This window comes from Stenotrophomonas sp. 05L414_2 (genome assembly GCF_056397905.1).
This window is the reverse complement of record NZ_JBFTOJ010000133.1, coordinates 1-11779: the sequence shown is the minus strand read 5'-3', so window position 1 is coordinate 11779 and position 11779 is coordinate 1. Positions and strand designations below refer to the sequence as shown.

Sequence of the window (11779 nt, the reverse complement as noted above, 5' to 3'; positions counted from 1 at the left end):
GGTCCAGAGGAGCGCCAACACCGGTCGGTTCCGGCAGTTTGCCGCTGAGGTAGACCGTCGTACGCCCTGGGGGCACCTCGACAGCGTAAGCAACAGGAATAGCCTCGGATGTATGACGCTTGATGTCTGTGGCCGATACGGGGAGCGCCGTGGCTGCGCACACGACCATCACAGCCATGGTTTTGACCTTGTTCACTGCCTTCATTGTGCTCGATCTCCGTTTTCTGGTGAACGACGTTACGCCCGTCAAGTGGCGGGTGATGCAATGAAGATAGCAGCACACTGAGCCCCTCTACAGAGTCAATCACGTCGGCGCAGGCTCATCCGCACACCCATGTTCCCATTCACGCGCGTGCGGTGCTGGTGGCACAAAGAAGAAGGGCGGACCTTGCGGCCCGCCCTCCTCTTTCTGCTGTCACGCTTCGATGGATCAGAAGCGCTGGGTGTACTTCATGTAGTAGTAGCGACCGATGTCGAAGCCACCGTAGTAGGAGAAGCTCGAGTTCGGCTGGCTGTACATGACCGGGCCTTCGTGGTTGAACACGTTGTTGGCACCGACCGAGACCGTAGCCTGCCACGGCAGGGTGTAACGCACCTGCACATCGTGGAAGGTGTTCGAACCAACCTTGCGGGTCGGCTGGCCCAGGGTGTAGGCCGAGGTGAAGTCAGGCAGGTTGCACTCGGTGTCGTAGGAGCACGGCTCCTTCATGCTCGAGTAGTAACGCACGGCCCAGTTCACGCCCAGGTTGCCCAGGCTCCAATCGACATTCAGGTTCGAGCGGACGCGGAAGTTCGCACCCCAGTCGCCGGTTGCCCAGCTGGTGTGCTGCTCGACCGGAGTCTCGGCTTCGTTGTCGCGCTTGTACTCGAGGTAATCGACGTAGGTGGTCTTCCAGTCAACCACGATCTTGCCGAAGGAGAACTCCGGCAGGCGGTACTTGATGCCCAGGTCGTAACCTGCGGTTTCCTGGTAGCCACCGTTGATCAGGGTACGGGTAACGTCGACCACCTGGTTGACGGTGCGGCCTTCGGTACCGCGGCTGAAGCGGTCACACGCCGACGCCACGCCCAGCACGTAGCACTGGTTGAGGATCGAGGTCACCGACTCGGCGGCGATCACGTTGTTGATGCGGATCTTCCACCAGTCCAGGCTGACGTCCAGGCCCTGCACGAAGTTCGGGCTGTAGACCAGGCCAGCAGTCCAGGTCTTGGAGGTTTCCGGCTGCAGTTCCGGGTTGGAACCCGACTCGAAGGCGCTGTAGGACTGGGTGCCCGGGCCGGTCGACTGTGCGCCACCGGAGGTGATCTGGCGGAAGTTCGCCGGAACGCCACGTGCGCCGCAGGCCGCGGCAACCGACGGATTGCGCGAAGCCGAGCCGAAGCTGCTGTCGCACGGATCGGTGTAGGCGTCGAAGGTCTGCGAGGTGCCGCCGTACATGTTGGCGATATTCGGCGCGCGGAAGCCCGTCGAATAGGTCGCACGCACCAGCAGGTCGTCGATCGGCTTCCACTTCAGGCCGAACTTGCTGTTGATGGTGTCGCCGAAGGTGTTGTAGTCCGAATAGCGACCGGCCATGTCGAGCGACAGTTCCTTGGCGAACGGCATGTCGGCCAGCACCGGCACGTTCAGTTCGACGTAGAACTCGTCGAGCTTGTAGCTGCCCTTGGTCGGTGCGCCGGCCAGGTCGGTGCTCAGGCCCGACTGCAGCAGTGCATCCGGGTTGTACTCACCGCTTTCCTGGCGGTGCTCGTAACCGGCAGCGATGGCCAGGTCACCGGCCGGCAGCGTGAACAGCGAACCGGAGATGTTGGCGCTGTAAGCCTTGGTGGTGTTGGTGTAGGTGTCGTGGCTCGGCAGGAACAGGTAGGCCTGCAGTGCCGGGTCAGCCAGCGAACCGTTGCCGGTGGAGCCGTACGGTGCGAGCGGGTTCCACGGGGTGCAACCGGCGATCACCTTGCCCGGGGTGCCGCAACGGGCAACGTCGCCGTCCATGAAGGACGGGCCGACGGCGTTCTGCACGTTCGGGATGAACAGGTTGCCGGTGCCGGTCTTGACGCCCTTGTTCTGGTTGTAGACGTAGCCCACGTCCCAGTCCCAGAACTTGTCGGCGAACTCGAACGAGCCTTCCAGGCCGGCCGAGAAGCGGAAGGTTTCCTGCTCGGACTCGGTCTGGCGCGGGAACTCGGAGGTGCGACGGATGAAGTTCGCGTCCTTGCCCAGCGGGTTGTAGATGCTGTCGGCCGACAGCGGGGTGCCGTAGACCTCGGACTGGTACGGGTAGCCGGCAATCTGCGAGGTCGCGGTGCGCTTGGTGTACAGCACGTTCGCGGTGGCGCGGATGTTGTCGGTCAGGTCGTAGTTGCCGTTGGCAAAGACCGAGCGACGGGTCAGCTTGTTCTGCAGCCACATTTCCTGGCTGGCATTGGTGTAGTCGGCGGTGCCGAACTCACGGAAGTCGCCCATGCCGTTGCCGGCACCGGTATTGGCACGGGTGTACCAGATATCGTCGTTGGCGTCCTTCGGGGTACCCATGTCGTCGATCAGCACGCCCTGGTTCGACGCCGGCGACCAGCCATTGGCATCGTCGTCGGTCGGGAACGGGTGGAAGCGGCCGTTCGGGTAGCGGCTGAAGGAACGATCCTTGGCCTTGACCTCGTCTTCCTTGCTGTATTCGGCGCCGAAGGTGATCGAACCGCGCTCACCGGTCTGGCCGTAGACGAAGTTGTAGACCTGCTTCTGGCCGTCGCCCTGGCCGTACTGGCCACCGTAGACGCTGGCTTCCAGGCCGTCGAAGTTCTTGCGGGTGATGATGTTGACCACGCCGGCGATGGCGTCGGAACCATAGATGGCCGATGCACCGTCGGTCAGCACTTCGATGCGTTCCACGACCGAGGTCGGGATCGAGGCCAGGTCGGTGTAGCCGCCGGTGCTGGTGCCCATGCGCTTGCCGTCCAGCAGCACCAGGGTGCGCTCCGGGCCGAGGTTGCGCAGGTCGACGTACTGGCCGCCGACTTCTTCGCCCGAAGACAGGGCATCGGCGCGGCTGATCGCCGGCGAACCGGTCGCCGACAGGTTCTGCACGATGTCGGCAACGCTGGTGAAGCCCTGCTTTTCAATGTCGGCGCGCTGCAGCGCGATCACCGGCTGCGCGGTTTCCATGCTCGCCTGGCGGATGCGCGAACCGGTGACCGAAATGCGGTCCAGGTCGGTCGTGCCGCCGGCAGCTGCGTCCTGCGCCGAAGCGAAGGACGGTGCCAAGGCAAGCGCAATGCCGGCCGGCAGCAAGCCGAGCCGCACTGCGGGAATACGAACGTTCATCAATCTCTCCAAGGTACGTGTTAGTAGCGTGTTAAAACGCCGTAGCACGTTACGATTGCGTTGCAGCGCTGTATTTGCGCGACACAACCGGAGACTTTGCGGAGTGTGGCGGAAGCTGTCCGTCATTCTCGCGGAAGCGCGAGGCGGACTGGCCGTAGCGGGCGCGGAAGGCACGCGCGAAGCTGCAGCAGTTGTCGAAACCGCTGGCGGCAGCGACTTCGCCGACCATCATGTCGGTATCGCGCAGCAGATCGGCCGCACGTTCGAGGCGCAACCGTGCCGAAAGCGACTGCGGGCTTTCCTCGTACAGGCTCTGGAACGTCTTGGAGAGATACCAGCTGGAGAAGTTGGTCAGCTCGGCCAGTTCGCCGATGCGCACCACACGGTGGCTGTTGCCTTCCAGATACAGGCGCGCGCGCTGCATGCGACCAAACACCTGGCGCTTGCGGCTGCGCGAGCGGCCCGGGCAACGCTGTACGTTGTCGGCCAGGCTGCGCTGCAGACCGGCCAGATGCAGCAGCAACGGACGCAGTGCCTGCGCCGGCTGCCCGCTGGCGAGGGCGTCACGCCACAGGCGCAGCGCCACCCGCGCATCAGCGCGGTTCATCTGGCCACGACCGGCGTACAGGCCGCAGTCGGCCATTTCGGTCAGCACGCGCAGCGCTTCCACGTTCAGGTTCATGCCCACGCACAAGCCGTTGCGCCCGGCCTGGACCAGCGGCCTGGACTCCTTCTCGAACGCGATCCACTCGCCCTGGCGAAGCCGGAACCGCCCTTCCTTGGCTTCCACCCACGAGGTGCCGCGCACCTGCATCCAGACGCTGAAACTGGTGCCGGCGGTCTGCAGGCTGCCGAGGCGGGCAACCCCCATGCAGGTCGGCGCGACATCGTCGATCGCCTTGTCCAGGGATACGGTTTGGCCACGATCAGCCAGCGAGAGTTGACGCATAGGGGCACCACGGATTTGCCAAGTACAGGCCTCCGTTTTGCCAAATGAGGTGACAGCGCGTCAGGAAAGACTGCCGAGATCGCCACGAATTCGCGGCGAGATCGTCACGAAGAAATTACGAAGGCCCTTTCTCGTTCAAGATCAATAATTTGGAGAATGCCGGGAACAGTGCGGGCGGTTGTTCGGGCAATCGCATCACACCGATGTCGGCACCATCGCTGATGGCCAGGGCCAGGTACAGGCTGTTTCCGTCGGCACTGGCGCTCAGTCCATTGCCCGCGCTCAGCCGCTGGGCGTCCAGGCAACGCTCGGCTTCTTCGCGTCCGGACTGGATACGGACCAGGGTCGTGCCACAGCTGGCACTGCTGCCGAGGTAGTCGATGCTGCCGTTGCCGGCCACCGTCCAGGTCCGGTAGCGCCAACGGCTGGGCCGGTCCTCACTGACCTGCTGCACGCTGGCAGGGGTCAACGCTGCGTCCACCGACCACAGCCCACCGGCTGCCAGCCGGGTGAACAGCACCCGCCCGGTACTGCGGTCGAAGCGCGCCTGCGATACGCCTTCCAGGCTGGCCAACCGCCGCCATGGCTGCGCGCTGCGGTCGAACAGGCTCAAGCGGGTGTGCTGGTCGGCATCACGTTCGACCACCAGCAGCTGCTCCGCGTCTGCGCCGTACAACGCCTGCAATGGCTGCTCGGCGGGAACCGGAAGGCGATGCAGTTGTTCATCGCGCGGTGCGATCTCGTAGACAACCGCTTCGCCATGCTCATCGCGGCCCACCACCAGCAGATGCCGGCTGTCGGCCGACCAGTCGGGCGCCTGCCGTGCCTCGGGCTTCAGCCCCTCGATCGGCCGCAGCGACTCCGGCCGCTGCATGTCGGCCCACCACAGGGCGAAGCTGCCGGAACGATCGGAACTGAACACCAGTTGCCGCCCATCCGGTGCCACCATCGGTTGCCCGTCGCGGCCACTGGAGGCGAACAGGCGCTCACCGGCACCGCCCTGCGCGGGCATCCTGAACACCCCGAACTGCGCGCGCCGATGCACGAACGCCAGCATGTCGCCGCGGCGGGACACTGCCGGCCACTGCGCATCGTCGAGCCCAGCGTCGCGCAACGTGCGGCGCTCGACGTCGAGGTAGTACAGGCGTGCTTCGCTGTCCACGCGGCGACCGAACACGATATGCCGACCGTCGCCCAGCCACGCCCAACCACGCAGTTCGGCCGATTCGGCGGTCAACTGCTCGGGCGTGCCGCCGCTGGCAGGCATCCGCCACAGGTCGCCCAGCTGGGGGTTGCGGACAAACACCAGCCATCGGCCATCCGGGGAATAGCGCGGGGCGTAGTCGAAATCATCCTCGTCGACAGCGTACTCCAGCGCACGCCATTGGCCGGTGGCCAGATCGAGCACGCGGATGCCGCGATGGGCATAGCGACCGACCATGCTGCCGAAGACCAGGCCACGACCATCGGGCGTCCAGTCGAAACTGAGCAGCTCGGTGCCGTCGCAGCGCGTGGCCTGGCGCACGGCGCCGCCGGTGGCGCTGGCGATCAGCACCTGGCAGCTGGCATCGGCACCAAAGCGGGCGAAGGCGATTTCGCGGCCATCGGGCGACCAGTTCGGGAAACGGTCGCTGGCACCTGCCGGTGGCGATAGCAGCTGGCGCGCGGGGGCATTGCCGGAGGTCTGCACCTTGATGGCGTTGCCGCCGGCGCCATCGTCGTTGGCGCCTTCGTAGGCGACCTGCGATCCATCAGGAGAAAGTGTGGGATAGGTCTCAAAACCGGCCGTCGCGGTAATCAATCGATACGGCCGCTCCGGACTTCCGATCACCCGCGTGCCGTTCTCCACTGCCGCATCCACCGGAGAATTCACCGGCGCCGGGCGGCGCAGCAGCAGTACGCTCAACACCACCAGCGCAAGCAGCATCACCACGCCCAGTGCCAGCAGCAGGCGACGGCGCAGACGGCGCCAGCGGCGGCTTCCGCGTTCAACCGCCGGCACGCCGGCGGCGGCCACGGCATCCGGCGCAGGCGGCTGTGATGCGGTCGAGTCCTCTRCAACGGCGATCGCATCGGTCTCGTGGTCCGCCAGCGGTTGCACCGGCACAAGCAGGCGGTAGCCGGTCTTGGCGATGGTCTCGATGTACGCCTGGCCGTTGTCGTCGTCGACGCTGAACGCCTTGCGCAGCTGGGTCACGGCCTGGGTSAGCACATCGTTGGTSGGCAGCGTGTCSGGCCACACYTCGGCGAACAGYTCGTCRCGGGTCACCACCCGCCCCGGCTGCCGCATCAACACGCGCAGCACGCCCAGCGACTTGGGCGTCAAACGGCGTGTACGGCGGGCACCGGCGACTTCGACCTCACGCGAGGACAAAGTAACGATGCACTCACCGACGCGGACGCGGTCGGATTCAGGCGACTGGATTTCGCTGTTGATCATTCGTTGCTATGGGGCTGAAACAGGCCGCAAACACTGTTCACCATCGATCCCTTCCCATCCTTGGCACAGCAAGAAGCCAGATTCCGCACAAAGCATCGGCGCATACCGCAAAAAAAACGAAGCCTCCGGATATTAGCCTATGCGAGTTACCTCGCCTATCGCGTGGTCGACATCAGGCTCTCTCTCGCCGACGCATTCACATAATACGCATCATCATTCGCGCCCTTTTGGGCGCGATATTTTTATCTGGCGTTCATTTTCAGAAGCGTTTCAGCATGGTCAGGCCAACCAGCCGCGAAACCACCAGCGCTACGTACATGACGCCGGAAAACTGCTCCAGCATTACCAGCGCGCGGGCCTGCGGATGCAGTGGCACGACGTCGCTGAGACCTACCCCCGACAATAAGCTGAAGCTCAGATAAAGCAGCTCCATCCATGTGCGCTGCGCGCCGCCACTGGCGCCCTGGAAACTGCCCGGATACCACTGCTGACATACGGCAAAGGTAAAAGCGAATGCCCATGCCAGCAGAGTGAACGTGGCACCGGCGGCGAACAGCTCGTCGCGCGTCACTTTGTGGTCCTGCAGCATGTAAGCGATCAGCGCACCGGCGGTGTAGAAATACAGCAGGCTTTCCAGCAGCTGCGCGGTGATGCCCAGTGCAGGCCGGTCGAGCAGGGCCGCCGAAAGGGAAAACACCACCGCCGGGATGGCCAGCACCAACGCCAGCCATGTCCCCAGCGGGCTGCGCTGCACCACCCACAGTGCCAGGCCGAGCACGGCCATGCCGAATACGCCTACTGCCGCGCGCCCGGCAGCAGTTTCGTCCAACGCCGGGTATAGCAGCACCGACAACAGCTGTGCGCCGAGCAGCCAGGCAGAGGGATGACGGCGGGCGATGGCCAGCCAGCGGGTGGTGACGGCAATGGGCATGGTTCCGTGTCCCCGGGGAACGATGGGGCGAGGATAGCGGCATGTCGGTGAGTTGGGTGACTGGACGGTGCCGGGCATGACCCGGCACTGCCCATCTGCGATCAGCCCTGCTGGTACACCTCGGCGCCGGCCGCCCGGAACTGCTCGGACTTTTCCTGCATGCCCTTCTCGGCGTACTCGCGCACGTCCTGGGTGATCTTCATCGAACAGAAATGCGGGCCGCACATCGAACAGAAGTGGGCCAGCTTGTGCGCGTCCTTGGGCAGGGTCTCGTCGTGGAATTCCTTGGCCTTCTCCGGGTCCAGGCCGAGGTGGAACTGGTCTTCCCAGCGGAATTCGAAGCGTGCCTTGCTCAGCGCGTTGTCACGCACCTGCGCACCCGGATGCCCCTTGGCCAGGTCAGCAGCATGGGCGGCGATGCGATAGGCCATGATGCCGTCGCGCACGTCCTGCCGGTTGGGCAGGCCCAGATGCTCCTTCGGCGTGACGTAGCAGAGCATGGCAGTGCCGAACCARCCGATCATCGCCGCACCGATCGCGSWGGTGATGTGGTCGTASCCCGGTGCGATGTCGGTGGTCAGCGGGCCAAGCGTGTAGAACGGCGCCTCGCCGCAYTCGCGCAGCTGCTTGTCCATGTTCTCCTTGATCAGCTGCATCGGCACATGGCCGGGGCCTTCGATCATGGTCTGCACGTCGTGCTTCCACGCAATCTTCGTCAACTCGCCCAGCGTCTCCAGCTCGCCGAACTGCGCCGCATCGTTGGCATCGGCAATGCAGCCAGGACGCAGGCCATCACCCAGCGAGAAGGTCACGTCGTAGGCCTTCATGATTTCGCAGATGTCTTCGAAATGCGTGTAGAGGAAGTTTTCCTTGTGGTGGGCCAGGCACCACTTGGCCATGATCGAACCGCCGCGGCTGACGATGCCGGTAACCCGCCTGGCGGTGAGTGGCACATAGCGCAGCAGTACCCCGGCATGGATGGTGAAGTAGTCCACGCCCTGCTCTGCCTGTTCGATCAGGGTGTCGCGGAAGATCTCCCAGGTCAGCGCTTCGGCGCGGCCGTCGACCTTCTCCAGCGCCTGGTAGATCGGCACCGTACCGATCGCCACCGGCGAATTGCGGATGATCCATTCGCGCGTTTCATGGATGTGCTTGCCGGTTGACAGGTCCATCACCGTGTCGCCGCCCCAGCGGATCGCCCACACCAGCTTTTCCACTTCCTCTGCAATGCCCGAGGACACCGCGCTGTTGCCGATGTTGGCGTTGATCTTGRYCAGGAAGTTGCGGCCGATGATCATCGGCTCGCTTTCCGGGTGATTGATGTTGTTGGGCAGCACCGCACGGCCGCGGGCGATTTCCTCGCGCACGAATTCCGGGGTGATGATCTGCTGGATCGACGCACCGAATGCCTTGCCAGGATGCTGCTGCAGCAGTGCGGCATCGCGGATGGCTTCCAGCCGCTGGTTTTCGCGGATTGCCACGAATTCCATTTCCGGTGTGATGATGCCGCGGCGCGCATAGTGCATCTGGGTGACGTTGGCGCCGGCCCGCGCGCGACGTGGCAGGCTGCGCGCGGGAAGACGGACCGGGTCCAGCTTCGGATCATGCTCGCGCGCGCGGCCGAACGAGGAGCTGAGGCCGTCGAGCTGTTCGGTGTCGTTGCGCTCCTCCACCCAGCCACGGCGCAGTGCCGGCAGGCCCGCAGACAGGTCGATGCGCACGTCCGGATCGGTGTACGGGCCGGAGGTGTCGTAGACGGTGACCGGTGCGTTCTCTTCGCCGCCGAACACGGTCGGCGTGCGGGTCAGCGCGATCTCGCGCATCGGCACCTGCAGGTCCGGGCGCGAGCCAGGCACGTGGATCTTGCGCGAGCCGGGTATCGGCCGGGTCACGGATTCGGAGAGTTGCTGGGCCTGTTGCTGCAGGGCGGAGAGCTGTGCGTTCATCGGGCATCGTCCAGGAAGGTCAGGGACGAAGCGGCGGCGCACTGCACCCGCGCACGGACGGCACCAAGGCGCTCCTTGGGCAGGTTCCGGGTACGGCTGCATTGCAAAGCTTCCCTACGCCGGTATGAGCCGGATCAGGTTCCAAGGGACTATCTCAACCGTGGCCACAAGGCCGCGGTACCCCCGCTTCTTGGTGGGCATTAGAGCATAGAAACCACTCGACCTCCTGGCCGTTCATCCACGCAGGGCGCAGATCTGCCGCACCCGCGTTAACAGAACCGTGACGTCGCATTCAGTAACGTGCACGCGCGCCGCACCGTTGCACGTGGCGCTTTCCCTGCCGCCATCGCGGTGCCTGTCCGGTGCGCGCACACTKTCGCCGGCCYACTCCCTGCAAGCTTTCGCTCGCTCCCCTCAATCCCTTGATCGGAGAAGCTCCTTCATGGTGTTTCGCATTTCCATCGCACTGGTGCTTGCCCTGGTGCTGCTGGCCGGCCTCGCGCCCGGTCCCTTCAATACCGTCGTGCAGGCGGCGCTGGCTGATGTCATCCGCAGCGTCGGTTGGCTGTACCTGCTGGTGGTGTTCCTGGCGCTGGTGTTCCTGATGTACCTGGCCTTCGGCCGCTTCGGCAACCTGCGCATCGGTGGCGAAGACGCTGAACCCGAATTTTCGCGCGCCAGCTGGATGTCGATGCTGTTYGCCGCSGGCATGGGCATCGGCCTGGTGTTCTGGGGCGCGGCCGAGCCGATCTCACACTTCACCAAGCCACCGGAAGGCATTGCGCCACAGAGCATGGATGCCGCGCGTGCATCGATGCGCTATGCGTTCTTCCACTGGGGCCTGCATCCGTGGGCGATCTATGCACTGATCGGCCTGGCGATGGCCTGGTTCCAGTTCAACCGCAATGGACGGGGGCTGGTCAGCGATATGCTGCAGCCGATCATCGGCCGCCACCATCGCGGCTGGATCGGCCGTGTCGTCAACATCGCGGCGGTGGTCGCCACGGCSATCGGCGTGGCGACGACGCTCGGCTTCGGCACCATCCAGATCGCTGCAGGCGTGGAGCGCGTATTTGGCCTGCAGGCGACTGTACCGGTGCAGATGACCATCATCGCCATTGCCTTCGTGCTGTACATGGCCTCGACCGCCAGCGGTGTGGAGCGCGGCGTGAAGTGGCTGTCCAACTTCAACCTGGCACTGGCTGCATTGCTGGCCGCGACCGTACTTGTGCTGGGGCCGACTGGCTTCATCTTCGATACGTTCACCACCACGCTGGGTTCCTACCTCAACCAGCTGGTGACCATGAGCCTGCGCATGTCGCCGTTCTCCGGCAGCACGTGGGTGGCCGACTGGACGATCTTCTACTGGGCCTGGTGGATTTCGTGGGCCCCGTTCGTGGGCTCCTTCATCGCGCGCATCTCGCGCGGCCGCAGCGTGCGCGAGTTCGTGATCGGCGTGGTGTTGGCACCGACCCTGCTGGGCTTCTTCTGGTTCGCCGTGTTCGGGGGAACGGCATTGTGGGCGCAGATCTTCGGCCACGCCGACCTTGTACAGGCACTGGGCAATGGCTATGAGACGGTGCTGTTCACCCTGTTCGACAGCCTGCCGGCGTCGCTGATGCTGTCGGCGGTGGCGTTGGTGCTGTTGATGATCTTCTTCGTGACCTCAGCCGATTCGGCGGTGCTGGTACTGGCCAGCATGTCCACCGACGAAGCCGGGGATCCGCCGCTGAAGCGCAAGCTGGCGTGGGGCATCGCGGTAGCGTTGATTGCGGCGGCATTGCTGCTGGCTGGCGGGCTGGATGCGTTGCAGGGCATGATCACGATTGCGGCGTTGCCGTTCGCGCTGCTGATGGTGCTGGTGATGGTGTCGCTGTACCGGGTGCTGGACCAGGAGTACACGCGCGAGCGGCGGCAGGCGCAGCGCCAGCGGCGCATGATCGATGCGTGGATCGCACGCGAGATGGCGGCGCAGGAAGAGACCCAGGCGGAGGCGGCACGCGCGCAGGATCAGGATTGAGGGTGTTTTGCAGCCTGCGGCTGCACCGCTTTTTTCAGGCAAAGGCAACGGCCGAAGCCAAGGCGGCTCTGGGTTGCTGCTTGCCTGGCGGGGAGGGGGCCGATGGCGGGACACGCCGCAAGTACGTCCCTGTAGGCTCGGCCACGGCATCCATGCCGTGGACGGTCCCGCCAT

Annotated in this window: 6 protein-coding genes, 1 pseudogene and 1 riboswitch; of the genes and pseudogenes, 1 reads left to right on the top strand and 6 read right to left on the bottom strand. The window is 64.7% G+C overall.

Going from position 1 to position 11779, the window contains the following annotated elements:
- The 6 genes and pseudogenes from AC1DJN_RS16440 to thiC all read right to left on the bottom strand — a co-directional run.
- Window positions 1-205, bottom strand: a pseudogene (locus tag AC1DJN_RS16440) (hypothetical protein); the annotation flags it as partial.
- A 225-nt stretch (window positions 206-430) separates the two neighbouring features.
- Window positions 431-3319 carry a TonB-dependent receptor domain-containing protein gene (locus tag AC1DJN_RS16435; RefSeq protein WP_032976759.1) on the bottom strand — a complete coding sequence of 963 codons (2889 nt, stop codon included), beginning with the start codon at window positions 3317-3319 and terminating at the stop codon, window positions 431-433.
- Window positions 3320-3368: 49 nt separating this feature from the next.
- Window positions 3369-4268: a helix-turn-helix transcriptional regulator gene (locus AC1DJN_RS16430; RefSeq protein ID WP_025874158.1), complete on the bottom strand. Its 900-nt coding sequence runs from the start codon at window positions 4266-4268 to the stop codon at window positions 3369-3371.
- Window positions 4269-4383: 115 nt separating this feature from the next.
- Window positions 4384-6708 (bottom strand): winged helix-turn-helix domain-containing protein, encoded by a 2325-nt coding sequence (locus tag AC1DJN_RS16425; RefSeq protein WP_478017672.1) that lies wholly within the window; start codon window positions 6706-6708, stop codon window positions 4384-4386.
- Between the two features lie 259 nt (window positions 6709-6967).
- Window positions 6968-7639 (bottom strand): ion channel, encoded by a 672-nt coding sequence (locus AC1DJN_RS16420; protein WP_032976761.1) that lies wholly within the window; start codon window positions 7637-7639, stop codon window positions 6968-6970.
- Between the two features lie 101 nt (window positions 7640-7740).
- A complete protein-coding gene (gene thiC, locus AC1DJN_RS16415) occupies window positions 7741-9585 on the bottom strand; it encodes a phosphomethylpyrimidine synthase ThiC (protein ID WP_478039509.1) in 1845 nt (614 codons plus the stop codon).
- Between the two features lie 93 nt (window positions 9586-9678).
- Window positions 9679-9780, bottom strand: a riboswitch (TPP riboswitch).
- A gap of 247 nt (window positions 9781-10027) precedes the next feature.
- Between thiC and AC1DJN_RS16410 the strand changes: the two genes are divergently transcribed.
- Window positions 10028-11605: a BCCT family transporter gene (locus tag AC1DJN_RS16410; protein WP_025874154.1), complete on the top strand. Its 1578-nt coding sequence runs from the start codon at window positions 10028-10030 to the stop codon at window positions 11603-11605.
- Window positions 11606-11779: the final 174 nt, after the last annotated feature.

Excerpts from the sequence above, each read along its gene's own strand:
- AC1DJN_RS16435 (WP_032976759.1), bottom strand. The coding sequence starts at position 3,319 with ATGAACGTTCGTATTCCCGCAGTGCGGCTCGGCTTGCTGCCGGCCGGC.
- AC1DJN_RS16430 (WP_025874158.1), bottom strand. The coding sequence starts at position 4,268 with ATGCGTCAACTCTCGCTGGCTGATCGTGGCCAAACCGTATCCCTGGAC.
- AC1DJN_RS16420 (WP_032976761.1), bottom strand. The coding sequence starts at position 7,639 with ATGCCCATTGCCGTCACCACCCGCTGGCTGGCCATCGCCCGCCGTCAT.